Below are 24895 nucleotides of genomic sequence, written 5' to 3'. Positions count from 1 at the left end.
AGCCAGTTTGTTCGGTGCAGCCGGTTACGGGCGCGTGTCAGGGAGCAGCGGGGCGGTCGACGGTTGCGTTACGGCCATCCGGAGGGCGCCGGGGTGCGGGCGGTCGACGGGCCGGCGGCGCTCAGGTGCCCAGTGCCGTGCGCAGACGCCGGGGGTCGACCCGCCAGAAGTCGTGCTGGGCGCCGTCCACGAGGACGACCGGAATCTGCTCCCAGTACTTGCGGTACAGCTCGGCGTCCTCGGTGATGTCCTTCTGCTCCCAGGAGGCGCCGGTCTCCGCGCACACCTTCTCGATCACCGCCTGCGCGTCGTCGCAGAGGTGGCAGCCCGGCTTCCGGACGAGGGTGACCATCCGGTCGGCGGGGTTCTTGCGGGGGGCGCGGCTGAACAAGGGGGCCATGGGGTCATTGTGCCGGTTCGCGGCGGCGTTCCGGAGGGATGGTTTCGCGTACCATCGATGGGCGATTTGTTGGTGTCCGGGGGGATGGCGGTGAGGAGTGAGGACGCGTGCTCCCGTCGGTGCTGCCGCGAATCGCCGGTGGCGCGTGCGAACGGTGTGACGCGGGAGTTGGTTCCGCGCGGCCCCGTAAAAGCTGCGTGAGCCCCATCACTTTGGCCGGGCAAAACGGACACCATCTTTGTGCACGCGTTCACAAAGACATAGCCTGCAAGAGACGGGGCGGTCGGGTTCCTCACGGCCGTCCACAGCCCCGCTCTACCCGCAGGAGCACCGTGGCAACTGGCCGAACTCACCGACCGGCGACCCGAAGCCGAGGCATCCCCGAGGCCACCGTCGCCCGGCTACCGCTGTATCTGCGCGCACTGACCGCGCTCTCCGAGCGCTCGGTCCCCACGGTGTCCTCCGAGGAGCTCGCGGCCGCCGCGGGAGTCAACTCCGCGAAGCTGCGCAAGGACTTCTCCTACCTCGGCTCCTACGGGACCCGTGGCGTCGGCTACGACGTGGAGTACCTCGTCTACCAGATCTCGCGGGAACTCGGCCTCACCCAGGACTGGCCCGTCGTCATCGTCGGTATCGGTAACCTCGGCGCCGCGCTCGCCAACTACGGCGGCTTCGCCTCCCGCGGTTTCCGGGTCGCCGCGCTGATCGACGCCGACCCGGCCATGGCGGGCAAGCCGGTCGCCGGCATCCCGGTCCAGCACACCGACGAGCTGGAGCAGATCATCGGGGACAACGGCGTCTCGATCGGCGTCATCGCCACGCCGGCCGGCGCCGCGCAGCAGGTCTGCGACCGCCTGGTCGCCGCGGGCGTCACCTCGATCCTCAACTTCGCGCCGACCGTGCTGACCGTCCCGGACGGGGTGGACGTCCGCAAGGTCGACCTGTCCATAGAGCTGCAGATCCTCGCCTTCCACGAGCAGCGCAAGGCGGGCGAGGAGACCGGCCAGGCCGGTCCGGAGGCGATGGAGGGTCCCGAGGACACCGCGCCGGCGTCCCCGGCCCGGCCCACCGCCACCGCGACCGACCGCAAGGGACCCGACGGGGACGTGCCCGCGGTGATGCCGGCATGAGCCTCCTGGTCGTCGGACTGAGTCATCGCAGCGCGCCGGTGAGCGTGCTGGAGCGGGCCGCGCTCGCCCCGGAGGGCCGCGGCAAGCTGCTGCAGGACGTGGTGTCGGCCGAGCCGGCCACCGAGTCCGCGGTGCTCTCCACCTGCAACCGCATCGAGCTCTACGCCGACGTGGACAAGTTCCACGCCGGCGTCGCCGAGCTGTCCACCCTCCTGGCCCGCCACAGCGGCGTCGGCCTGGAGGAGCTGACCCCTTATCTCTACGTCCACTACGAGGACCGGGCGGTCCACCACCTCCTCTCGGTGGCCTGCGGCCTGGACTCCATGGTCGTCGGCGAGGGCCAGATCCTCGGACAGATCAAGGACGCGCTGGCCGTCGCCCAGGAGCAGCACACCGCCGGGCGGCTGCTGAACGACCTCTTCCAGCAGGCCCTGCGGGTCGGCAAGCGCGCGCACAGCGAGACCGGGATCGACAAGGCCGGCCAGTCGCTGGTCACCTTCGGCCTGGAGCAGCTGGCCGCGGTCCCGGACGTCGCCGCCTGGGCGCGGGGCAAGCGGGCGCTGGTGATCGGCGCCGGCTCGATGTCCTCGCTGGCCGCGACCACCCTCGTCCGCAACGGCGTCGGCGAACTGGCCGTCGCCAACCGGACGGTGGCGCGCGCCGAGCGGCTGGTGCAGATCCTGACCGAGCCGGGCGGGCCGGGCGCGGCCACCGGGCTGACCGCCCGCGCCGTCGCCATGGAGGCCGTCGAGGCGGAGCTGGCCCGGGCCGAGATCGTCATCTCGTGTACCGGCGCGTCCGGGCTGGTGCTCAGCGGCGAGCGGATCGCCGCCGCGCTGGCCGGGCGCGACGACCGGATGTGGCTGCTCGACCTGGCCATGCCGCGTGACATCGACGCCGCGGCGCACCGGATCGACGGGGCCCGCCTGGTCGACATCGAGTCGCTGGCCGAGGCGTCCGCCGACGCCCCGATGGCCGCCGACGTGGACACGGTGCGCGGCATCGTCGCCGAGGAGGTCGCCGCGTTCGGCGCCGCCCAGCGGGCCGCGCACATCACCCCCACCGTGGTCGCCCTGCGCACCATGGCCGCGGACGTCGTCAGCAGCGAGATCGCCCGGCTCGACGGCCGCCTTCCCGACCTCGACGACAAGCAGCGGGCGGAGATCACCCAGACCGTCCGCCGGGTCGTCGACAAGCTCCTGCACGCGCCCACGGTGCGGGTCAAGCAGCTCGCCAGCGAGCCCGGCGGCGCCGGATACGCGGACGCCCTGCGGGAGCTCTTCGACCTCGACCCCCAGACGGTCGCCGCCGTCAGCAGGGCCGACACCCGAGCCGACCAGCACGATGCAGCACGGGAGCGGGCATGACCGACAGCACGATGAGTCCCCTGCGACTGGGCACCCGGCGCAGCGCGCTCGCCATGGCCCAGTCCGGGCAGGTGGCCGAGGCGGTGCGCGAGCTGACCGGCCGCCCCGTCGAACTGGTGGAGATCACCACCTACGGCGACACCTCCCGTGAACACCTGGCGCAGATCGGTGGCACCGGCGTCTTCGTCTCGGCGCTGCGCGACGCGCTGCTGGCCGGTGAGATCGACTTCGCCGTCCACTCGCTGAAGGACCTGCCGACCGCGCAGCCCGCGGAGCTGGCCCTGGCGGCCATACCCGTGCGCGTGGACCCCCGGGACGCGCTGATCGCGCGGGACGGGCTCACCTTCGAGGAACTCCCCGACGGCGCCCGCGTGGGCACCGGCTCCCCCCGGCGGATGGCGCAGCTCAACGCCTGGGCCAGGACGCTGGGCAAGCGCATCGAGACCGTCCCGGTCCGCGGCAACGTCGACACCCGGATCGGCTTCGTCCGGAAGGGCGAGCTGGACGCGGTCGTGCTGGCCGCCGCCGGCCTGACCCGGATCGGTCGGATCGACGAGGCGACGCAGCTGCTGTCGCCCGACGTGGTTTTGCCTGCCCCCGGCCAGGGGGCACTGGCGATCGAGTGTGTCGCGGCCAACGCGCACCTCGTCGCCGCGCTCGCCGAGCTCGACGACCCGGTCACCCGGGCCGCCGTGACCGCCGAGCGTTCCCTGCTCGCCGCCCTGGAGGCCGGCTGTTCCGCCCCCGTGGCGGCACTCGCCGACCTTTCCCCTAGCTCTCGACTGTGTTCGAGCAGGGGAGGCCCCACGGCCGACGAGCAGGCTGTCACCGAAATGCACCTGCGCGGAGTCGTCGGCACGCTCGACGGCAGCACGTTGGTGCAGCTGTCCACCACCGGGCACGTACCTGCCTCTCTTGACGACGATTCGGTCCCGCTTCGCATGGGCCGGGAACTCGCCGTCGAGATGCTCGCAAAGGGTGCGGCCGGTCTTATGGGGGAGCGAGCACTTTGAACCCCACCGCCCCAAACCACTCCGCCTCCGGTCAGGTCACCTTCCTGGGTGCCGGGCCGGGAGACCCGGGTCTGCTGACGCTGCGCGCCGTGGAAGCGCTGGCGTCCGCAGACGTCCTCATCGCCGACCCGCAGGTCCTGGACGTCGTGCGTGTGCACGCACGCGCACAGGTGGACACTCCACTGCAGGCGTCAGCTGACGAGGTGTCAAACCCCGGCAGTCCCCATGGCGTTTCCGCCCTTCGGGACACCGCCAATCTTGTCATGGCGGCTGCCCGCGCGGGCAAGCGGGTCGTCCGTGCGGTGACCGGTGACCCCGGCCTCGACGGCTACGTCGCCGAGGAGATGCTGGCCTGCGCCGCCGAGGGCATCGTCTTCGAGGTGGTCCCCGGCATCGCCGCCGCGGTCGGCGTGCCCGCGTACGCCGGTGTGCCGCTGCGCGACGCCCAGGGCACCGACGTGCGCTTCATCGACGCCCGCAGCGCCGACGACCGCTGCTGGTCCGAGCTGGGCACCAGCGACGCCACCGCGGTGGTCTCCACCAGCTTGGACTCGGTGGCCGCGGCGGCCGGCGAGCTGGTGGCCGCCGGCCGCAAGCCGGACACCCCGATGACCGTCACGGTCGCCGGCACCACCACCCGGCAGCGCACCTGGACCGCCACCCTCGGGAGCGTCGCCCAGGTGCTGAAGGCCGCCAAGGTGCTGCCGTCGCCGGACGGCGGCCAGCCGGTCATAGCCGTGGTCGGCGAGCGCAGCGCCGCGGCGCAGCGGGACCAGCTCTCGTGGTTCGAGAACAAGCCGCTGTTCGGCTGGCGGGTGCTGGTGCCGCGGACCAAGGAGCAGGCCGCGTCGCTCTCCGACCAGCTCGTCTCGTACGGCGCGGTGCCGCACGAGGTCCCGACCATCGCCGTCGAACCGCCGCGCACCCCGCAGCAGATGGAACGCGCGGTCAAGGGCCTGGTCACCGGCCGCTACGAGTGGATCGCCTTCACCTCGGTCAATGCCGTCAAGGCCGTCCGGGAGAAGTTCGAGGAGTACGGGCTGGACGCCCGGGCGTTCGCCGGGATCAAGGTCGCGGCGGTCGGCGAGCAGACCGCCAAGGCGCTGGTGGCCTTCGGTGTGAAGCCCGACCTGGTGCCGTCCGGCGAGCAGTCCGCGGCCGGGCTGCTGGAGGACTGGCCGCCCTACGACCCGGTCTTCGACCCGATCGACCGCGTCTTCCTGCCGCGCGCCGACATCGCCACCGAGACGCTGGTGGCCGGCCTGATCGAGCTGGGCTGGGAGGTCGACGACGTCACCGCCTACCGGACCGTGCGCGCCTCGCCGCCGCCGGCCGAGACCCGTGAGGCGATCAAGGGCGGTGGCTTCGACGCGGTGCTCTTCACCTCGTCCTCGACCGTGCGGAACCTCGTCGGCATCGCCGGCAAGCCGCACAACGTGACCGTGATCGCCTGCATCGGTCCGGCCACCGCCAAGACCGCCGAGGAGCACGGGCTGCGGGTGGACGTGATGTCGCCCGAGCCGTCGGTCCACAAGTTGGCCGAGGCGCTCGCGGAGTTCGGCGCGGCGCGGCGCGATGCCGCGCTGGAGGCCGGCGACCCGGTGACGCGGCCGAGCGAGCGGCGCCCGGGTGCCCGCCGGAGGCGAGCCACCCCGTAGTCGACCGGGGGCGTCCCTGCGGGGGCGCCCCCGGCTTCGTGTTCCGGGCCCGCCCGCGGCCGACGGGCCGTCGGCAAAGGCACGGGCGGGGCGGGCGTAGCGTGGGCGGCATGACGCATTACGGATCCTTCCCCGGCGCGCGGCCGCGGCGGCTGCGTACCACCCCTGCCATGCGCCGGATGGTCGCCGAGCACCGGCTGCACCCCGCCGATCTGATCCTGCCCGCGTTCGTCCGGGAGGGGGTCGGCGCGCCGGTGCCGATCAGCGCCATGCCGGGCGTCGTCCAGCACACCCGCGACACCCTCCGCAAGGCCGCCGTCGAGGCGGTCGAGGCGGGCGTCGCCGGGATCATGCTCTTCGGCGTGCCCGAGGAGGCCAAGAAGGACGCGGTGGGCAGCGCGGGCACCGACCCGGACGGCATCCTGCAGGTCGCCATCCGGGACGTGCGGGCCGAGGTCGGCGACGACCTGGTGATCATGTCGGACCTCTGCCTGGACGAGTACACCGACCACGGCCACTGCGGTGTCCTGGACGCCGAGGGCCGGGTGGACAACGACGCGACCCTGGAGCGGTACGCCGAGATGGCGCAGGTCCAGGCCGACGCCGGCGTCCACGTCGTGGGCCCCAGCGGCATGATGGACGGCCAGGTCGGCGTCGTCCGGGACGCGCTGGACCAGACCGGCCACGAGGACGTCTCGATCCTGGCCTACACCGCGAAGTACTCCTCGGCGTTCTACGGGCCGTTCCGCGAGGCGGTGGGTTCGTCGCTGAAGGGCGACCGCAAGACCTACCAGCAGGACCCCGCCAACCTCCGCGAGTCGCTGCGCGAGCTGGCGCTCGACCTTCAGGAGGGCGCCGACATGGTGATGGTCAAGCCGGCGCTGCCCTACCTGGACGTGCTGGCGAAGCTGGCGGACGCGGTGGACGTACCGGTCGCGGCGTACCAGATCTCCGGTGAGTACGCGATGGTCGAGGCGGCCGCCGAGAAGGGCTGGATCGACCGCGACAGCGCGATCCTGGAGACCCTGACCGGCATCAAGCGGGCCGGCGCAGACATGATCCTCACCTACTGGGCCACCGAGGTCGCCCGGAAGCTGGGCTAGGGCACTTCTGCCCCAGAAGCCGACGGCCCGGTCCGCGACCGCGCCCGCCCGCCTCGCCGGAGGCGTCAGGCGCAGTCGCGGACCGGATCGTCGTGGCTGATGACGCAGGCGATGCGTGCACCGCGCTGCGTGCCGTACCTCTGGCGGAGCGCTTCGCGGAACTGCTTCCACTGGCGGCGGGTGTCGGCGATGGCGCCCCGCACCGCCCGGGTGAAGTTCCCGGCCACTTGGCCGCGTGCCGTTGCCGGCGCACTCGCCGCGCCGGATACCGGGTCGATCGTCCCCTCGTCCTTGTTGAGGTCGGCGTGCCCGACGTGGTGAGCACAGGCGCCGACCAGGAGTGAGAAGCAGCCCGTCGTCAGATTCCGCGGGACCGCCGACGGCCGGGGCGGTCGCGGTGCGGCGAGATCGAGCAGCGGTGAGGGCGCGGAGCGGCCCAGGCCCGGGGGGTTGACCAGGCTGACCGGGCGGGACCGGTCGGTGCGATCCGTCCAGTTGCTGTGCGCGTAGAAGTCCTGGACTCCGTGCAGGGCACGGCCGAACCCCTCCATGGCCTCGCACTTGGCCCGGCCGGGCAGCCCGAGCGTGAAGGTGCAGTCTCTTCGCAGCTCCGTCTCGGAGGCCACGACGCGGCCCCGGGTGTCGAGGGTTCCCTCGGCCGCGGCGAGACCTTGCCGGAAGCGCGCCTGCAGGTGGGCTATGCAGGTGCGTAGCGCCGCGGTGGCCTGTTGCCGACTCTGCGGATAGCCCGTCACGTTCAGATAGTCCGCGTTGTCGCAATGCGCTGCGGAGTTGAGGAACTCGTCCGAGTCCGGCGCGCCGACGGCGCCGAACGTCCAGCTGTGCCCCGCGAGTTGATCCAGGGAGCGTGGCTCGAAGCAGGAGCCGTCGGAGGGGACACCCGGAGCGCAGGCCAGCGCGGCCCGGGTGATCCGCTCGTGCTCGGCGTGCTGCCCGAAGGCGTTGACCGTGCCGAAGGCGTCCGCGGGCCGGGCGGTCGCCAGCAGCAGGGCCGGGGTGACCGCTGCCGTTGCCAGGAAAGCGGGCAGCCTGTGACCCGTCGTGATACGCCCCCGCACGTGCAGCCCTCATGGTTCTGTGGTTCCGTGTGCCCGCCCCGGGCCGACGGCCAAGTCTAGATTGCGCCACGAGGCCCCGGGCACCGCATCCGGGCACCTGGGGCCTCGCCGCCGAACGGCCGTCCTCAGGCGCCGCGTTCGGCCCTCGGGCGGCGGCGCAGCGCGGCGTCGGCCAGCGCGGGCGGGGTGTAGTCGGAGTCCGAGGGGTTGAGGTCGGTGCCCGGTGCCACCAACGCGTCGATGCGGTCCAGGACGTCGTCCTCCAGCACGACGTCCACGGCGCCCAGCAGGTCGTCGAGCTGCGCGACCGTGCGCGGGCCGATGATGGCCGAGGTCACGGCGGGGTGGCTGAGCACGAACCCCAGCGCGAGGTGGGTGAGCCGGTGGCCGCTGTCCGCCGCCAGCTTCACCAGCTCCTCGACGATCTCCAGCTTGCGTGCGTTCCCGGGCAGGCTCTGGTCGAACTTGTGCGGGATCAACTCGCGCCGGAAGTCGTTCAGCTCCAGCCCGGCGGACGTGCGGTACTTCCCCGCCAGCCAGCCGCTGGCCAGCGGGCTCCAGGTGAGTACGCCCATGCCGTGGCGCTGCGCGGTGGGCAGTACGCCCCGCTCGACGCCCCGCGCGAAGATCGAGTAGGGCGGCTGCTCGGTGTGGAACGGGACGTGGTTGCGGCGCTCCGCCACCCACCTCGCCTCGACGATCTCCTCGGCGGGGAAGTCCGAGCACCCGATCGCCATGACCTTCCCCTCGCGCACCAGATCCGAGAGGGCGGACAGCGTCTCGTCGATGTCCGTGGTCGGGTCCGGGCGGTGGATCTGGTAGAGGTCGATGTAGTCGGTCCCCAGGCGCCGCAGACTGTTCTCGACCTCGCGCTTGATCCAACGCCGCGAGTTCCCGGCGCGGTTGGGGTCGACGACGGCCGGGGAGCCGACCGGGGCGGTGCCGTCGCCCATCGGGAAGTGCACCTTCGTCGCCAGGACCACCTCGTCCCGGCGCCCCTTGAGGGCCTTGCCGACGATCTCCTCGGACTCGCCCGCCGAGTACATGTCGGCCGTGTCGACGAAGTTGATGCCCGCGTCCAGCGCGGTGTGCACCAGGCGCACGGCCTCGTCGTGGTCCGCGTTGCCCCAGGCCCCGAGCATCATGGTGCCCAGGCAGAGCCGGCTGACCGAGATGCCGGTGCGTCCAAGTGTGGTCCTGCGCATAGGTGTTGCTCCCCAGCCCGTCGTCAAGCGTTGCCGCACGTGGTCGTTGGCCGTCAGCCGTCGTCGCGTGCTGACGGGACCACTCTGCGGCCGTCGCGGACCGCCTGCCAGGTCCGGCATTTCCTGGGAACCCCGTTCCTGGTATTGCCGGTACCCGCCAAGGACGGCCGGCCCGGCGGACGGCCGGGTCGGCGACGCGTCTCTCAGCGAGCGGCGACGGCGTACGCGGTGAACGCCGCCCAGGGGTGGACGAGGGCGGGTGGGGGGAGCGGCACCCCGGCAAGGTGGTGTGGTGCGAGTGGCACCGCGCCGCCGACGGCCGAGCGCGGTCAGCGCGACCTGCCGGGAGCGGTCTCGTTAGACTCGATGGGTATCGGAAGGGAGCCCGTCATGACTCTCATGAGCCCGGAGCGCGCGATGACACCGTTGCGCAAGGCCGCCGAGGCGGCTGAAGAGGCCAGTGGCCTGCGGGCCGAGATCATCCGGGGGGTTCTCATGATGTCGCCGACTCCGCGCGGTAAGCATGCCGGAATCATCAATGCGATCAGCAAGCAGCTACTCAGCGAGCTGCCTGCGCACCTGGACGTGTTCCAGGTCGCCTCGGTCCCCCTCGCCGGCGACCCTGACGACTACGCCACCCCCGACCTCCTCATCTGCGACGCCGGGTTCGGCGAGTCCGACGAGTGGCTGGCGGACCCCGGTGACGTGGAACTGGTCGTCGAGGTGGTCTCCAAGGGGAACAGCACCAAGGACACCCGCGACATGGTCGCCTGGTACGCCGACGCGGGCATCCCGGTGTATCTCCTGGTGGATCCGCGTGACAGTACGTGGACCGTGTACTCCGTGCCGCGTGACGGCGAGTACCAGGGGCGCAGGCACGGCCTGTACGGGGAGGACGTCGAGGTCCCCGGCCTCGGGGTGAAGATCACGACGGGGAACCTGGCCCGTTACGCCTGAACGACCCTGAACAGCGCCGAGCCCCCCGCAGCCGGATGCGGGGGGCTCGTGCATGCGGTCCTAGGCCACGTCCTTACAGCCGCTCGGGCGTCCGGATGCCCAGCAGTGCCATGCCCCGGTGCAGGGTGCGGGCGGTCAGGTCGCACAGGAAGAGGCGGTTCTCCACCTGCTGCGGGGTGTCCGCCTTCAGGACCGGGCACTGGTCGTAGAACGTCGTGTAGAGCGACGCCAGCTGGTAGAGGTACGCGGCCAGCTTGTGCGGTGCGTACTCCGCCGCGGCCTCGGCGACGGTGTCGCCGAACGCGTCCAGGTGCAGGCCCAGCGCCCGCTCCGCCGGGGCGAGTTCGAGCTCAAGGTGGGCGGCCGGCGCGGTCGCGCCGGCCTTGCGCAGGATCGACTGGATCCGGGCGTAGGCGTACTGGAGGTAGACGGAGGTGTCGCCGTTGAGCGAGACCATCTGGTCCAGGTCGAACTTGTAGTCCCGGCTCGGCGACGTCGACAGGTCGGCGTACTTCACCGCGCCGATGCCGACCTGCGCGGCCCGCTCCTGGATCTCGTCCTCGGTGAGGTCCTGCGCCTTCTCCCGCACCACCTCGGCGGCGCGCTGCACCGCCTCGTCGAGGAGGTCCTCCAGGCGCACCGTCTCGCCCGCACGCGTCTTGAACGGCTTGCCGTCCGCGCCGAGCACCGTGCCGTAGCCCATGTTGTGGGCCTTGACCTCGTCGTTGAGCCAGCCGGCCCGGCGGGCCGTCTCGAAGACCATCCGGAAGTGCAGCGACTGGCGGACGTCGACGACGTAGAGCAGCGTCGTCGCCCGCAGGTCGAAGACGCGGTTGCGGATCGCGGACAGGTCGGACGCCGCGTAGCCGAAGCCGCCGTCCGCCTTCTGCACGATCAGCGGAACGGGCTTGTCGTCCTTGCCCTTGATGTCGTCGAAGAAGACCACCAGCGCGCCCTCGGAGCGGACGGCGACGCCCGACTCCTCCAGCATCCGGGCCGTCTCGGCCATCATGTCGTTGTACGCGGACTCGCCGACGATCTCCTCGTCGCGGATCTCCATGTCCAGCTTCTCGAAGACCGAGTAGAAGTAGATCTTCGACTCGTCCACGAACCGCTGCCACAGGTCCAGCGTCTGCCGGTCGCCGGACTGCAGGGCGACGACCCGCTTGCGGGCCCGCTCCTTGAACTCCTCGTCGGAGTCGAAGACCGCGCGCGACGCCTTGTAGACCCGGTTGAGATTGCTCATCGCCTGCTCGCCGTCGATGTCGGCGGCCGGGGCCAGCTGGTCCGGGTTCTCGATCAGGTACTGGATGAGCATGCCGAACTGCGTGCCCCAGTCGCCGATGTGGTGGCGGCCGATGGTCTTCTCGCCGGTGAAGTCCAGCATGTTGCGCAGGGCGTCGCCGATGACCGCCGACCGCAGGTGGCCGACGTGCATCTCCTTGGCGACGTTCGGCTGCGCGTAGTCGATGATCGTGGTGCCCGGCGCGTCGGCGTACGGAACGCCGAGCCGGTCGTCGGCGGCGCGCGCGGCGAGCGTGCCGGTGATCGCGGTGTCGGCGACGGTGATGTTGAGGAAGCCGGGGCCGGAGACCTCAACGTCCTTCAGCAGGCCGTCGGCGCCGATCGCGTCGACGACCTTGCCCGCCAGCTCCCGCGGGTTGCCGCCCAGCTTCTTGGCCAGCGCGAGCAGGCCGTTGGCCTGGAAGTCGGCCCGGTCGCTGCGTCGCAGCAGCGGGTCCGCGGCGCCGGCCTCCGGCAGGGCTGCCGAGAGGGCGTCCGCGACGCGCTGGTTGACCGTAGCTGCGAGGGAGGTGACCGAGGCCATTGAACTGCCGTTCCGTTGGGGTGGAAAGGGTTTGCCCTGAGTATCCCACGGCACCACCATGGAATTTCCGTGCGGCGGGCGTCTGGGACAATGGGCTCCGTCAGGCTTTTGTCCGTCCGGGACCGCCCCGCCCGCGCCACGCGGAGACGGAGCGCGGCGCCGGTGGGCGCGCGTGGGCGCATCGTGGAAGCACCAGGACACCAGGAAGAGGAAGGGCCGATCGTGGCTCAGCAGAGCACCGAGACCGACTGGGTCTCCAGGTTCGCGGACGAGGTCATTGCCGAGGCGGAGCGCCGCGCCCCCGGCAAACCGGTCGTCGTCGCCTCGGGCCTGAGCCCGTCCGGCCCGATCCACCTCGGCAACCTCCGCGAGGTGATGACCCCGCACCTGGTCGCGGACGAGGTCCGCCGCCGCGGCCACGCCTGCGTGCACGTCCTGAGCTGGGACGACTACGACCGGTACCGCAAGGTCCCGGCCGGCATCGACCCGTCCTGGGAGGAACACATCGGCAAGCCGCTGACCGCCGTGCCCGCCCCGCCCGGCAGCCCGTACGCCAGCTGGGCCGAGCACTTCAGGGCGGCCATGGAGGAGTCCCTGGCGGAGCTGGGCGTCGAGTACCACGGCATCAGCCAGACCGCCCAGTACACCTCCGGCGCCTACCGCGAGCAGATCCTGCACGCGATGAAGCACCGCAAGGACATCGACGCCGTCCTGGACCGCTACCGCACCAAGGACAAGGCGACCGGCAAGCCGAAGCAGCAGCAGAAGCCGGTGGACGCAGCGGAGCTGGAGGCGGCCGAGGGCTCCGGCGCGGCCACCGAGGACGACGGCAGCGCCGGCGGTGCGGGCTACTTCCCGTACAAGCCGTACTGCACGGTCTGCAACAAGGACTTCACCAAGGTCATCGGCTATGACGACGAGACCACGGAGATGTCCTACGAGTGCGTCGCCTGCGGCCACTCCGAGACCGTGGCACTGCGCGAGTTCGACCACGGCAAGCTGGTCTGGAAGGTCGACTGGCCGATGCGCTGGGCCTACGAGGGCGTGATCTTCGAGCCGTCCGGCGTGGACCACTCCTCGCCCGGCTCGTCGTTCGTCGTCGGCGGCCAGATCGTCCGCGAGGTGTTCGGCGCCGACCAGCCGATCGGCCCGATGTACGCCTTCGTCGGCATCAGCGGCATGGCGAAGATGTCCTCCTCCAAGGGCGGCGTGCCCACCCCGGGCGACGCGCTGAAGATCATGGAGGCGCCGCTGCTGCGCTGGCTGTACGCCCGCCGCAAGCCCAACCAGTCCTTCAAGATCGCCTTCGACCAGGAGATCCAGCGGCTCTACGACGAGTGGGACAAGCTCGCGGCCAAGGTCGCCGACGGCACCGCGCAGCCCGCGGACGCCGCGGCCTACACCCGGGCCATCGGCACCGCCGCCGGCGAACTGCCGCGGACGCCGCGCCCGCTGCCGTACCGCACGCTGGCCTCCGTCATGGACATCACCGCGGGCCACGACGAGCAGACCCTGCGCATCCTGACCGACCTGGACCCGGAGCACCCGGTCACGTCCCTGGACGAGACCCGGCCGCGGCTGGACAAGGCGGAGCACTGGATCACCACCCAGGTCCCCGCCGACCAGCGCACCGTCGTCCGCGCGGAGCCCGACACCGAGCTGCTGGCCACCCTGGACGACCAGTCCCGCGGCGCGCTGCGGCTGCTGCTCGACGGCCTGGACGACCACTGGTCGCTGGACGGGCTGACCACCCTGGTCTACGGCGTGCCGAAGGTCCAGGCGGGCCTGGACCCGGAGGCCAAGCCGACGCCGGAGCTGAAGGTCGCCCAGCGCGCCTTCTTCGCGCTGCTCTACAACCTCCTGGTCGGCCGGGACACCGGCCCCCGGCTGCCCACGCTGCTGCTCGCGGTGGGCGCGGACCGGGTCCGCAAGCTGCTGGCCGGTTGACCGGCTGACCGGTTGACCGAGGAGGAGAGCCACGCAGGGTTCTCCGACTCAAGAGCGAGAACGGGTTCGGCCCCGGGGAGGAGGATCCCCGGGGCCGAACCCGTCACGCTGGGTGCATGAGGGGAATCATCGGCTTCATCGTCATGCTCCAGGGCGCGTTGGGCTTTATCGGGCAGGTCTTCTTCGACGGTGCCTGGGGCGTGATCCGGCACTTCGGCCACCTGCCGTCGCCCGCCTACGCCGGCATCTGTGCCGCGGGCGTCGCACTGATCGCATGGGGTGAGTGGGACCGCAAGCGCAAGGAGGAGAGGGAGCGGGGGCATAACGCCGTAACGCCGTAACGCCGTAGCGGTGTAACGGGGTTACAGGGCAGGGGTGTTGAGCGCTCGCTGCCATTGCCGTCGTCCGCCCGCCCCGTGGGTGTGCCCGGCTAGCGGGGGGCGTGTTCCGCCTACGGGATGTGTTCCGACTCCATCTCCATCCGGAAGCGGGCGCGGAAGTCGCGGAGGAAACCGCGCAGATAGCCCTCGCTGAGCGGGCCCCCGTCGCGGCCCTGGTACCCGTAGGACTCCAGGAGATAGCGGCCGAATTGGCGGGAGTCGGGGAAGTCGTTCTTCTCCGCCACGTAGGAGCGGTACGCGGCGAAGTACTTCTCGTCCCGGGGCACGTCGTCGGCGGGGCCGGCGTCCGGGAAGCCGGCGCTGGGGAAGCCGGCGTCCGGGAAGTCGGCGTCCGGCTCGTCGTGGGGGAGCGCGGCGCCCGCGGTGCCCAGGGGGCGTCGTCGACCCGGTCCGACCGGGACGGTCGACTCGGGCGCGGGGTGGGGGCGTTCGCCCTCGGCTGGGGTTTCCTCCACGCGAGCGGGCGCGGGAACGGGTGCGGGTGCGGGAGCTTCCGCTACGGGTTCCGGTTCCGGCTTCGGCTCCGGCTTCGGCTCCGGTTCCCGCGTCGGCGTCGGCTCGGGGGCCGCCGGCATGGGGGCCGCGGCCGCGCGGGGGCCCGGGACGGCCGGCAGGGCCTCCGGGCCCGCGGGAAGGGGAGAGGCGGGGGAGAGCGGCCGGTCCGCCGGCAGGTCGATGCCGGCCGCGGCCAGCCCGGCCGGCGCGGTCTGTGCCAGCGGGACGCCGTAGCGGGCCAGCCGCAGCGGCATCAGGGACTCGACCGGGGCCCGGCGCCGCCAGCCGCGCCCGTAGCGGGCCCGCAGCCGTGCCTGGTAGACGAGGCGGTCCTGTTCGAGCTGGATGACCTGCTCGTAGGAGCGCAGTTCCCACAGCTTCATCCGGCGCCAGAGCCGGAAGGTGGAGGGGAAGGCCAGCAGCCAGCGGGCGAGCCGGACGCCCTCCATGTGCCGGTCGGCGGTGAGGTCGGCGATCCGGCCGACGGCGTGCCGGGCGGCCTCCACGGCGACGACGAACAGCACCGGGATGACCGCGTGCATCCCGACGCCCAGCGCGTCGGGCCAGGCGGCGGCCCCGTTGAACGCGATGGTCGCGGTGGTCAGCAGCCAGGCGGTCTGGCGCAGCAGCGGGAACGGGATGCGGATCCAGGTGAGCAGCAGGTCCAGGGCGAGCAGGACCACGATGCCGGCGTCGATGCCGATCGGGAAGACGACCGAGAAGGCGCCGAAGCCCTTCTTCTCGGCCAGGGCGCGGACCGCCGCGTAGGAGCCGGTGAAGCCGATCGCCGCGATCAGGGCCGCGCCGGCGATGACCACGCCGATCAGGACGCGGTGCGTACGGGTCAACTGCGCGGTCTGTGTCGCGGACACCCGCGGTCCCTCCCCGGACTCGGCGAATTGGGGCCCTAGGGCCTGTCCGGTGCATCAGGACCGGGTCCGCGGCGTCTGGCGCGGCCTATCCGCTCCTGATGCACCGGACAGGCCCTAGCGTTGCACACCCGTTCACGCCGAGCCGGGGAGGGCCGGGGCGGTGCCGCCGGCCGGTGTTCCCGGGGAGGTCAGGCGTTGTTGGCCTTGGTGGCGGCGGTGACGGCTTCCTTGGTGGCGGCCTGGGCGGCCTTCAGCAGGTCGTTGCCGTTGGGGTCGTCGGCGCCGGCCATCCCCGCGCCGTTGTAGTTGACGGTGACGACGATGTTGGCGGTGCGGGCAACGATCGTCGTGTTCTTGAAGTCGTTGCCCTCCTTCGCGATGTCGTAGGTGATGGCGGTGGCCGCGTCGCCGGTGCCCGCGGTCGCCACGGTGGCGACCTTCTTGGCGCCCTGGGTGCCCTTGGCGTCGTTGATCTGCTGGGTGTAGAAGTCCGTGGCGCGCTTCTCGCCCGAGCCGACGGTCGGGTCGGAGTCGTAGCGCTGGAAGGCGACGTCCAGCCAGCGGAACTGGGTGCCGTCGACGCCCTGCTCGTCCGAGCTGGTCCAGGAGCAGGCGCCGCGGACGGTCGGGTCGGTGGACTTGCCCTGCGCGCCGGCCGCGTCCTTCACCTTGGGCAGCAGCTTGTCGAGGGTGTCCTTGGAGAACGCCGTGCAGGGGTTCGGCAGCTTCTTGAACTTCGCGGCGGCGACGGTCGGCGACGGCGCGGTGCTGGCGGCGGCGCTGGACGAGCCGGAGGGAGTGCTGTCACCGGAGCTCTTGCTGTCCGAGCCGGAGCACCCGGCGACGAGCAGCATCGGTACTGCTGCGCAGGTGAGGAGGCCGGCGAGTCGCTTGGCTGATCGGTGCATGGTTCCTTCGCTGTTCGTCGTCGTCGAGTCGGTGCGGACCCTTGTGGCGTGTGGCGGCCCGGTCCCGTGGTCGGGGCGGGTCCTAGGGCACGGTACGCGGCGGAGCGAGGCGGCTGCCCGGTTCGTCACCACTGAAAAGTGGGGCGAATGGGGCACTTTCGGGCATCTCTCCTTTTCCGGGAAGTCGGCCCATAGCGGGCCTATTCGCTGAGGCTGTCGGCGAGTTCGCCGGCCAACGAACGGGCCTTGTCCTGCAGTTCCTGGCTTTCCGGCAGCTGCGTCTTGTCGGTGGACCACTGGTCGTAGGTGAGCGTCACGATGACGTTCGACGTGCGAAAGACCACAGTGATGTCGCGGTGCACGCCGGAGTCCGTGGTGATCAGCTGGTCGTTGAGGAAGGCCGCGTCGCCGAGGCCGTCCAGGACGCGCGGGGCGAGCGGGCTGCCGGGGCCCGTGGCGGGGTCGGAGGGCGTCTCGGACGGGGAGGCCGACGGGGTCGCCTTGGTCGCGTCGCCGTCCGTCTTCTTGCCGCCCGCGTCGGCGTCCTTGCCGTCGCCCTGGCCCGTGGCGCCGGCCGTCGGCTTCGACTGGTCCGTGGGCTTGCCCTTCGGCTGGTCCTTCGGGCTGGCCGAGGCCGAGGGGGAGCCGGAGCCGTCGGACGGGATCTTGGCGGCCTGCTCCTTGCCGAGGTAGATCTGCTGCGCCCGGTCGTCGTCGCTGACCGCGGCGTTGTACGAGACCACGCGCTGGATGTCGAGCGTGAGGTGGCGGGTGCCCTCGGTGGTCTCCCGCGTCCACTGGCAGCCGACCCGGCGATCGGTGTCGTAGGTGACGTCGGCCCGGCCGGCGTAGATCTTCTGTGCGTCCGCCGGGGGCAGCGGCTGGCCGTCGCCGGGCAGCATGTCGCGCAGGGTGCTGCGGGAGGGCAGGCCGCATGCCTCCGGCAGGGTCTGGTAGCGGCCGGGCTGGGCGGACTGGCTGGCGGCGGTGGTGTCGCCGCCCTTGCCGTCGCTGCTGCCGGTGCCGGTGGTGGAGCCGCTGGAGCAGCCGGTGAGACCGGCGGCCAGGGCCGCGGTGACCAGCAGTGCGGCACCGGGTACGAACGACTTGCGCGGCATCGTTCGCGGCTCCTTCCCTGCGGAAATGCGGTTGCCGCCGGATGGCAGCAGGTGGACACAATGTCTACCGCACGTCTCGCCGTGAACGCCGGTTCGCCGTCCATGATCAGGCGTATTGTCCGGCTTTTGCGTTTTTCAGTTTTCCGGGGGAATGGGTTAGATATGTCGTACACCGAAGTGCCCGGCGCCCAGGTGCCGATCCGGATGTGGGCCGACCCGGCCACGGTCGAGGGCGTCGCGATGCAGCAGCTGCGCAATGTCGCCACGCTTCCGTGGATCCAGGGGTTGGCCGTGATGCCGGACGTGCATTTCGGCAAGGGGGCCACCGTCGGCTCGGTCATCGCGATGCGCGGGGCGGTCTGTCCGGCCGCCGTCGGCGTGGACATCGGCTGCGGCATGAGCGCGGTCAAGACCTCGCTCACCGCCGACGACCTGCCCGCCGACCTCTCCCGTCTGCGCTCCCGCATCGAGCAGGCGATTCCGGTCGGCCGGGGGATGCACGACGACCCCGTGGACCCGCGCCGGATCCACGGCTTCCCCGCCGCCGGCTGGGACGACTTCTGGGGCCGCTTCGACGGGGTGGCCGAGGCGGTCAAGTTCCGGCACGAGCGGGCCGCCAAGCAGATGGGTTCGCTGGGGTCCGGCAACCACTTCATCGAGTTCTGCCTCGACGAGACCGGCTCGGTCTGGCTGATGCTGCACTCCGGCTCCCGCAACATCGGCAAGGAGCTCGCCGAGTACCACATCGAGCAGGCCCGGAAGCTGCCGCACAACCAGGGGTTGGTCGACCGCGACCTCGCCGTCTTCATCGCGGACACCCCGCAGATGGCGGCGTACCGCAACGACCTCTTCTGGGCGCAGGAGTACGCCCGGCACAACCGGGACGTGATGATGGCCCTGTACCAGGACGTCGTCCGCAAGGAATTCCACAAGGCCCGGCCGGTCTTCGAGCCGGTGATCTCCTGCCACCACAACTACGTGGCGGAGGAGACCTACGAGGGCGTGGAGCTGCTGGTGACCCGTAAGGGAGCGATCCGGGCCGGCGGCGGCGACTACGGGATCATCCCGGGCTCGATGGGCACCGGCTCGTACATCGTCCGGGGCCTGGGGAACGAGGCGTCCTTCAACTCCGCCTCGCACGGCGCCGGCCGCAAGATGAGCCGGAACGCCGCGAAGAAGCGCTTCTCCACGCGCGATCTGGAGGAGCAGACGCGGGGCGTGGAGTGCCGCAAGGACTCCGGCGTCGTCGACGAGATCCCCGGCGCCTACAAGCCGATCGAGAAGGTCATGGAGCAGCAGCGGGACCTCGTGGAGGTCGTCGCCATGCTCAAGCAGGTCGTCTGCGTCAAGGGCTAAGACCCAGCGCTACACGTGATCGACAAGCCCCGGACCGGATGCGGTCCGGGGCTTGATGCTTGCGGATGGCCTGGGCGCCGAGCGCGTTGGGCAAGTGGCACCAGGAGTGCATGCCGCATGGGCACTCATAGGTATCCGCTGGTTCTTCGGCAAGTTCGGTGTGCGAAAGGCGAGCTCGGGCTCAATCCCGGTTCGCTCGAACCAGGGTGGCAGAGCGGTCGAAAAGCCCGCTCGTTCCCCCTTGGGCGCGGCCCTTGAGGGCATGACCTTGCGCCAATCCAGTTGATTAAGTCAATCAACTACATTACGGTGAGGGCATGCGACCAAGCAGAGACGACGTGGCACGGTTGGCGTTCGCGGTCAACACGGTGGCTGCCGGTGTGGAACGGGCCCGACGCAGGATTCCGGAGGCGGCGGCCCTCGCCGTCCTCCAGGTGCTCGGCTGGGCGGAGCGGGAGGTCCCGGACAAGGCGGTGCGCCCGTCCGATCTCGCCTCCGCCCTGGAGGTGCACCGGTCGGCCATCACCCACCAGCTGAAGACGCTTCAGCAGGCCGGCCACGTGACGCTGACGACCGATCCTGCGGACCGCCGCTCCAGCATCGTCACGCTTACCGACTCCGGACGGCATGAGCTCGACCGGCTGGCCGAGCAGGGCCTCGACCGCTTCACGGCCTTCGTCGCCGACTGGGACGCCGCGGACGTGCGAACCCTGGCCGACCTGCTGACCAGGTTCGAGGAGTCCAAGGCAAAGGTGGGCAATCCCCACCTGGACCGGTGACCGCTCGGCGGAGCGCACGACCAAGAGCACACCACCATGGGGGATCGCGTGACACTTCGGGTACTGATCGCCGGTGCGGGGGTGGGCGGCCTCGCCCTTGCCCAGGCACTGCGCAAGGCCGGCCTGGCCGTGACGGTCTTCGAGCGGACGCCGACGGTACGAGCCGACCGGCGGGGATACCGGATCAACATCAACCGCGTGGGCGGCGACGCCCTCGCCGCCTGCTTGCCGAAGGAACTGTTCCGGCTGTACCTGGCCACCTCCAACGACGAGGCGCGGGCCCGGGTAGCGGTCTTCGACCACCGCATGCACCCGCTGTACGCGACCGACGTCGGCATTGACGGCACTGCCACCCCTCGGGACCACACCGGGGTCAACCGGCTGACGCTACGCCAGATCATGCTGGCCGGACTGGAACGGGAGGTGCGCTTCGGACAGGAGGTGGTCGGCTTCGAGCAGACCCCCGACCGGGTGCGGGTCCTCCTCGCCGACGGCTCGACCGCCGAGGGCGATCTGCTGGTCGGAGCCGACGGCGTGGGCTCGGCCGTACGTGCCGGGCTGCTGCCCGACGTACGGACCCGCGACACCGGCGTCCGCTGCCTGTGGGGGCGCACCACACTGAGCCCCGCACTGCGGGACGGGCTGCCCGCGCCGCTCTTCGACCGGGTCGCGGTGACCGTCGCCCCGCACGGCCACATCGGGATCTGGGGGGCCTACCGCGCCCGCCGACCGCACGCGGAAGCCGCCGCCGCGGTGACGCCGGCGGTGTCGCTGGAGCAGGAACCCGACTACCTGATGTGGGTGCTCAGCGGCGAACCGGGGGGACCGTTCGCCCACGAAGAGCAGTGGCGTACCGCGTCGCCGGCCCAGCTGCACCGGTACGCGGCTGACGCGACCACCGGATGGCACCCCGCCTTGCACCAGGCGGTGCGGGAGGCCGCCCCGGAAGACTGCTTCGTCCAGAACGTACGTGTCGCCGACCAGCCGCCCACCTGGCCCGCCGGACGGGTCACCCTGCTCGGCGACGCGATCCACCCGATGTCGCCGGCCGGCGGCACCGGCGCCAACACCGCGCTGCGCGACGCGGCCGCGCTCGCGGACAAGCTCACCGCCGTCCGGCATCCCGCCGGGCTGGTATCGGCGGTGGACGCGTACGAGACCGAGATGCGCCGCTACGGCTTCGCCGCCGTAGCGGAGTCGCTGCACTACGGCGAGCGGTTCGCCCAGGCGATCCGCCGTGCCGGAAAGGAAACCCAGCGATGACCAGGACCCTGCGGGCCCTGCTGCCCATCCTGTCCGACCTGATCGTTCCGACCGTCGTCTACTACCTGCTGCACTGGTTCGGCGTCGCCGACGCGCCCGCGCTGATCACCGCCTGCGCGGCCACCGCCGGGTACGCCGTTCCCCGCATGATCCGCGGCCGGCGAGTGGATGCCCTCGGCCTGCTCGTCATCGCCGAACTCGCAGCGACAGCCGCATTGCTGACCGTCTCCGGTGACGCCCGGCTGGCGCTGCTGCGCCCCACCGTCTACCTCACCGTCGCCGCCACCGTCTTCCTGCTCTCCTGCTGGCGCGGTCGCCCGCTCACCTACACCGGAGCCACACCGATGGCCACCAAGGGCGATCCGGAGCGGGCCGCGGCGTACGAGCGCAGTTGGCACAACTCCCCGCAGATGCGGGCCACCCACCGCCGGCTCACCGCCGCGAGTGCCACAGCGATGCTCGGCTACGCCCTGCTGAACGTAGTGATCGTCTATGCGTTTCCGGTCAGCCAGGCCGACGGGTTGCAGAAGGTGCCGGGGATCGCTCTGATCCTCGCGATCGTGGTGATGCTCCGTTCACGCGTACCGCGACTGTCCCGCATCGTCGACGCCGAACAGCAGCGGTTCACCGACGCGCACCAGCCGTCCACGGCCGCACGGACCTAGGGGCACGCACTCAGCGATCCGCCCGGCATCCCGCCGTCGTCTCTGCTGCCGCGCCGCTTAACTGCCGCGCCGCTCAACTGCTGCGGTGCACCTTGGTGTTGGATGCCTGTGCCCGGGGGCGGACGACGAGCAGGTCGATGTTGACGTGCGAGGGACGGGTGATCGCCCAGGCGACGGTGTCGGCGACGTCCTCCGCGGTGAGCGGGGCGTCCACGCCCGCGTAGACCTTGGCGGCCTTCTCGGAGTCACCGCGGAAGCGGGTGGTCGCGAACTCCTCGGTCCTGACCATGCCGGGCGCCACCTCGATGACCCGTACCGGCTCTCCGCACAGCTCCAGGCGGAGCGTCTCGGCGAGGACATGCGCGCCGTGCTTGGCGGCCACATAACCGCCGCCGCCCTCGTACGTCGCGTGCCCGGCGGTGGAGGACAGGACGACGACGGTGCCGTCGCCGGAGGCGGTCAGCGCGGGCAGCAGCGCCTGCGTCATGTGCAGCACGCCGAGCACATTGACCTCGTACATCGCGCGCCAGTCGGCCGGGTCACCGGTGGCGACGGGCTCCGCACCGAGTGCGCCGCCGGCGTTGTTGACCAGCACGTCGACGGAGGGGAAGCGGTCGAGGGAGCGCGCGAAGGCGTCGACGGCGGCGCGGTCGGTGACGTCGAGCGCGTACGCCTCGGCGTGCGGCAAGGTGTCGGCGAGGGCCTCGATGCGGTCCTTGCGGCGGGCGGTGAGCACGACGCGGTAGCCGGCGGAGGCCAGCGCCCGTGCGGTCGCGGCGCCGATGCCGCTGCTCGCTCCGGTGACGACGGCGGTACGGATGTCGGCGGAATCGGCGGTCATGGTGCGCTCCCTCTGCACGGTGCGTGTGCGAACGGCGAGCCGTGGTGCGGCTCGTGAAGCCTGGTGCGGGCGGTGAACCGGGTCGGTGAACCAGGTCCGTGAACCGGGGCCGTGCACCGTGGTGTGGTGCGTGAATCCCGGTGTGGTTCGTGAGCGGCGGTGCGGGTGGTGCGACTGCTGCGGGTGGTGCGTGGCCAGGATATGCAGTGGGAAGTGGCGGGTTGACGGGCGGAGGGGCGCCGGGGTCGAGCGGTCCCGGAGCGTGACGAGGGGGCGATCGCGGCCGGTCGGATCAGCGGCCGCGCGGTGCGTACATGATCACGGCCATGCCGGCCAGGCAGATCAGCGCGCCGATGACGTCCCAGCGGTCGGGGCGGTAGCCGTCCGCGACCATGCCCCAGGCCAGCGACCCGGCGACGAACACCCCGCCGTACGCGGCGAGGATCCGGCCGAACTCGGCGTCCGGTTGGAGCGTGGCCACGAAGCCGTAGACCCCCAGGGCGATCACCCCGGCGCCGATCCACGCCCAGCCCCGGTGTTCTCGCACCCCTTGCCACACCAGCCAGGCACCGCCGATCTCGAAGAGCGCGGCGACGACGAACAGGGCGGCGGAACGGGCGATGAGCATGCCGTTCAGCGTAAGGAGACGAGCGGGTCCGGGCGAGGACGGGGCGGGGCGGCCCGGGGTGGCCCCTCCTACCGTCATGGCTGGGGCTGGGGCTGGGCGCCCCTAGCCGTCCCGGTGCCCCGGCCCGGCCGGGCGTCCCGGGCCCGGCTGCCGGTGGTTCATATCTCTTCGCTGGGGCACAAGGGGCGAGCCGCGGCCGGAGCGGAGACGGCGATCGTGCTGCCGGACCCGGACCCGGACCCGGACCCGGACCCGGACCCGGACCAGTGGGCGAGGGCGCTGCGGAGCGCCGCGGCACGCTCGGCGGGAGCGGTGGCGTCGGTGGCCCAGGCGACATAGCCGTCAGGGCGTACCAGGAGGGCCGTCCGGCGTCCGCTCTCCCAGGTGGCGGTCACCACCCGGTCGGGCGCGGGCGCCGCCGCCATGCCCTCCGGCGGCTCGCCCTCGGGCGTGATCAGGACGAACTTGCCCTGCCGGAGGAGTGCGTAGAGCCGTCCGCCGTCCGCGAGGCGGACGTCGGGGGCGCGCCGGCCCGTCAGCCGATGCGCGCCGCGCTCGGCCGGATACGCGACGTCGATACCGGAGACGCGGCCCATCGCCCGCTGGGACAGCGGCCGCAGGTGCCTCAGCAGCTGCACCCCGAGCGCGCGCAGCGCCCGGCCCGGTGCGGAGTGCACCAGCGCGAGCCTGATGATCGCGCCGCTGCTGCGCAGCACCGCCGTGCCGACCGGATGGCGCTCGTCCTGATAACTGTCCAGCAGGTGGTCGGGGGAGTGGCCCTTCGCCACCGCCGCCAGCTTCCAGCTGAGGTTGGCCGCGTCCTGAAGGCCCACGTTCATCCCTTGGCCGCCGGCCGGGGAGTGGATGTGCGCGGCGTCCCCGGCGAGGAAGACCCGGCCGACGCGGTAGGCGGGCGCCTGCCGCTCGTCGCTGCGGAAGCGCGAGATCCAGCGGGCGTCCTGCATGCCGTAGTCGGTGCCGAAGGCGAGCCGGGTGACCTCGCGGACCTCGTCGAGATCGGCGGGGGCGTCGTCGTCGGCCTGGGCCCGGCGGTTCCACCCGATGACGCGGTACCAGCCGTCGCCGAACGAGCCGATCAGGGCGAAGGCGTCAGGGGCGGCGTTGATCATGAAGGGGGAGTCGGGGGGCGAGGCCAGCCGGACGTCGGCGAGGACGACGGAGCGGATGACCGCCTTGCCGGGGAAGGGCAGGCCGACCGCCTCGCGGACCGCACTGCGGGCGCCGTCGGTGCCGACCACATAGCCGGCGCGGAGGCTCCCGACGCCCTCGGCCGGCTCCTCGGCCGCCTCCCCTGTCGTACGGAAGTGCACCGTCACACCGTCCGCGTCCTGGTCGAGCCCCAGCACCTCGGCCCCGTGCCGGAAGGCGACGCCGGCCTGCCGGGCGCGCCGCAACAGCAGCCGCTCGACCTCGTACTGCGGGGTGATCAGGACGAAGGGGAAGCGGGTGGGGAGCCGGGAGGCGGGGAGCACCGCCTTGCCGAACACCTGGAAACCGGGGAGCCGGTGGCCCCCGGCGATCAGTTCGTCGGCGAGGCCGCGGGCGTCCAACTGCTCCAGTGAGCGGGCGTGCACGGCGAGGGCCCGGCTGAGATTGCTGGTGGTGCCGTCGCGGCGCTCCAGGAGCGTGACGGCGAGACCGGCCTCGGCGAGATCCCCGGCGAGCAGCAGGCCGGTCGGGCCGGCGCCGACGACGATCACCTCCGCGTCCCGGTCGGGACGGGGGCCGCCGTCGGTGTCGCTGCGGGTGACTCCTGGCTTGCGGTTGAGGGCATTCATGATTGCCGCCCCCTGCCAACGCATGTTGGTCAACGCTTGTTGGCAAGCGTACGACTCGTGCGACTCGCGTGTCAACGCTCGTT

22 protein-coding genes are annotated in these 24895 nt (G+C 71.8%); 12 read left to right on the top strand and 10 right to left on the bottom strand.

Going from position 1 to position 24895, the window contains the following annotated elements:
• Nucleotides 1-121: 121 nt before the first annotated feature.
• Nucleotides 122-400 (bottom strand): glutaredoxin family protein, encoded by a 279-nt coding sequence (locus tag JNO44_RS20990; protein ID WP_205365654.1) that lies wholly within the window; start codon nt 398-400, stop codon nt 122-124.
• A gap of 332 nt (nt 401-732) precedes the next feature.
• Between JNO44_RS20990 and JNO44_RS20985 the strand changes: the two genes are divergently transcribed.
• The 5 genes from JNO44_RS20985 to hemB all read left to right on the top strand — a co-directional run bounded on the left by JNO44_RS20985 (nt 733) and on the right by hemB (nt 6671).
• Nucleotides 733-1530, top strand: coding sequence for a redox-sensing transcriptional repressor Rex (locus tag JNO44_RS20985; protein WP_039635102.1), 798 nt, complete (start codon nt 733-735; stop codon nt 1528-1530).
• A complete protein-coding gene (locus tag JNO44_RS20980) occupies nt 1527-2897 on the top strand; it encodes a glutamyl-tRNA reductase (protein WP_205365653.1) in 1371 nt (456 codons plus the stop codon). Before JNO44_RS20985 ends, JNO44_RS20980 begins: the two co-directional genes overlap by 4 nt.
• Nucleotides 2894-3910: a hydroxymethylbilane synthase gene (hemC, locus tag JNO44_RS20975; RefSeq protein ID WP_205365652.1), complete on the top strand. Its 1017-nt coding sequence runs from the start codon at nt 2894-2896 to the stop codon at nt 3908-3910. Before JNO44_RS20980 ends, hemC begins: the two co-directional genes overlap by 4 nt.
• Nucleotides 3907-5568, top strand: coding sequence for a bifunctional uroporphyrinogen-III C-methyltransferase/uroporphyrinogen-III synthase (locus JNO44_RS20970; RefSeq protein ID WP_073442572.1), 1662 nt, complete (start codon nt 3907-3909; stop codon nt 5566-5568). Before hemC ends, JNO44_RS20970 begins: the two co-directional genes overlap by 4 nt.
• 110 nt (nt 5569-5678) lie before the next feature.
• The gene (hemB, locus tag JNO44_RS20965) at nt 5679-6671 is read left to right on the top strand and encodes a porphobilinogen synthase (RefSeq protein WP_205365651.1); all 993 of its coding nucleotides are present in this window, start codon (nt 5679-5681) and stop codon (nt 6669-6671) included.
• A gap of 65 nt (nt 6672-6736) precedes the next feature.
• On the opposite strand, the gene JNO44_RS20960 is transcribed toward hemB, so the two are convergent.
• Both JNO44_RS20960 and JNO44_RS20955 read right to left on the bottom strand, forming a co-directional pair.
• Nucleotides 6737-7750, bottom strand: a complete 1014-nt coding sequence (locus tag JNO44_RS20960; RefSeq protein ID WP_205365650.1) for a CinY protein — start codon at nt 7748-7750, stop codon at nt 6737-6739.
• 125 nt (nt 7751-7875) lie between these two features.
• Nucleotides 7876-8955 (bottom strand): aldo/keto reductase, encoded by a 1080-nt coding sequence (locus tag JNO44_RS20955; protein WP_205365649.1) that lies wholly within the window; start codon nt 8953-8955, stop codon nt 7876-7878.
• Between the two features lie 390 nt (nt 8956-9345).
• Between JNO44_RS20955 and JNO44_RS20950 the strand changes: the two genes are divergently transcribed.
• Complete coding sequence (locus tag JNO44_RS20950) at nt 9346-9912, top strand: Uma2 family endonuclease (protein WP_205365648.1); 567 nt, start codon at nt 9346-9348, stop codon at nt 9910-9912.
• A 73-nt stretch (nt 9913-9985) separates the two neighbouring features.
• Here JNO44_RS20950 and argS read toward each other — a convergent pair whose 3' ends face one another.
• Nucleotides 9986-11740, bottom strand: coding sequence for an arginine--tRNA ligase (argS, locus tag JNO44_RS20945; protein WP_205365647.1), 1755 nt, complete (start codon nt 11738-11740; stop codon nt 9986-9988).
• 222 nt (nt 11741-11962) lie between these two features.
• Between argS and lysS the strand changes: the two genes are divergently transcribed.
• Together lysS and JNO44_RS20935 are read left to right on the top strand one after the other, a co-directional pair.
• The gene (gene lysS, locus JNO44_RS20940) at nt 11963-13687 is read left to right on the top strand and encodes a lysine--tRNA ligase (RefSeq protein WP_205365646.1); all 1725 of its coding nucleotides are present in this window, start codon (nt 11963-11965) and stop codon (nt 13685-13687) included.
• A gap of 116 nt (nt 13688-13803) precedes the next feature.
• Nucleotides 13804-14028: a hypothetical protein gene (locus JNO44_RS20935; protein WP_205365645.1), complete on the top strand. Its 225-nt coding sequence runs from the start codon at nt 13804-13806 to the stop codon at nt 14026-14028.
• 110 nt (nt 14029-14138) lie between these two features.
• Here JNO44_RS20935 and JNO44_RS20930 read toward each other — a convergent pair whose 3' ends face one another.
• The 3 genes from JNO44_RS20930 to JNO44_RS20920 all read right to left on the bottom strand — a co-directional run bounded on the left by JNO44_RS20930 (nt 14139) and on the right by JNO44_RS20920 (nt 17481).
• A complete protein-coding gene (locus JNO44_RS20930; RefSeq protein WP_240167601.1) occupies nt 14139-15455 on the bottom strand; it encodes a DUF2637 domain-containing protein in 1317 nt (438 codons plus the stop codon).
• A gap of 188 nt (nt 15456-15643) precedes the next feature.
• Nucleotides 15644-16363 (bottom strand): DUF3558 family protein, encoded by a 720-nt coding sequence (locus JNO44_RS20925; protein WP_205365644.1) that lies wholly within the window; start codon nt 16361-16363, stop codon nt 15644-15646.
• A 200-nt stretch (nt 16364-16563) separates the two neighbouring features.
• Entirely contained in the window at nt 16564-17481 is a 918-nt protein-coding gene (locus JNO44_RS20920) for a hypothetical protein (RefSeq protein WP_205365643.1), read from the bottom strand.
• Nucleotides 17482-17643: 162 nt separating this feature from the next.
• Between JNO44_RS20920 and JNO44_RS20915 the strand changes: the two genes are divergently transcribed.
• The 4 genes from JNO44_RS20915 to JNO44_RS20900 all read left to right on the top strand — a co-directional run bounded on the left by JNO44_RS20915 (nt 17644) and on the right by JNO44_RS20900 (nt 21544).
• Nucleotides 17644-18837, top strand: a complete 1194-nt coding sequence (locus JNO44_RS20915) for an RtcB family protein (RefSeq protein WP_205365642.1) — start codon at nt 17644-17646, stop codon at nt 18835-18837.
• Between the two features lie 317 nt (nt 18838-19154).
• Nucleotides 19155-19616, top strand: coding sequence for a MarR family winged helix-turn-helix transcriptional regulator (locus tag JNO44_RS20910; RefSeq protein ID WP_205365641.1), 462 nt, complete (start codon nt 19155-19157; stop codon nt 19614-19616).
• 48 nt (nt 19617-19664) lie between these two features.
• Nucleotides 19665-20879, top strand: a complete 1215-nt coding sequence (locus tag JNO44_RS20905) for an FAD-dependent oxidoreductase (protein WP_205365640.1) — start codon at nt 19665-19667, stop codon at nt 20877-20879.
• Nucleotides 20876-21544 (top strand): VC0807 family protein, encoded by a 669-nt coding sequence (locus JNO44_RS20900; protein WP_205365639.1) that lies wholly within the window; start codon nt 20876-20878, stop codon nt 21542-21544. Before JNO44_RS20905 ends, JNO44_RS20900 begins: the two co-directional genes overlap by 4 nt.
• A gap of 73 nt (nt 21545-21617) precedes the next feature.
• Here JNO44_RS20900 and JNO44_RS20895 read toward each other — a convergent pair whose 3' ends face one another.
• The 3 genes from JNO44_RS20895 to JNO44_RS20885 all read right to left on the bottom strand — a co-directional run bounded on the left by JNO44_RS20895 (nt 21618) and on the right by JNO44_RS20885 (nt 24812).
• Nucleotides 21618-22385, bottom strand: a complete 768-nt coding sequence (locus tag JNO44_RS20895) for an SDR family NAD(P)-dependent oxidoreductase (protein WP_205365638.1) — start codon at nt 22383-22385, stop codon at nt 21618-21620.
• 292 nt (nt 22386-22677) lie between these two features.
• Nucleotides 22678-23013 (bottom strand): YnfA family protein, encoded by a 336-nt coding sequence (locus JNO44_RS20890; protein WP_067349762.1) that lies wholly within the window; start codon nt 23011-23013, stop codon nt 22678-22680.
• Between the two features lie 158 nt (nt 23014-23171).
• Entirely contained in the window at nt 23172-24812 is a 1641-nt protein-coding gene (locus JNO44_RS20885) for an FAD-dependent oxidoreductase (protein WP_205365637.1), read from the bottom strand.
• Nucleotides 24813-24895 lie beyond the last annotated feature (83 nt).

The organism is Streptomyces noursei (genome assembly GCF_016917755.1).
GTDB classification, from domain to species: domain Bacteria; phylum Actinomycetota; class Actinomycetes; order Streptomycetales; family Streptomycetaceae; genus Streptomyces; species Streptomyces yunnanensis.
This window is presented reverse-complemented; position numbering and strand designations above follow the sequence as displayed.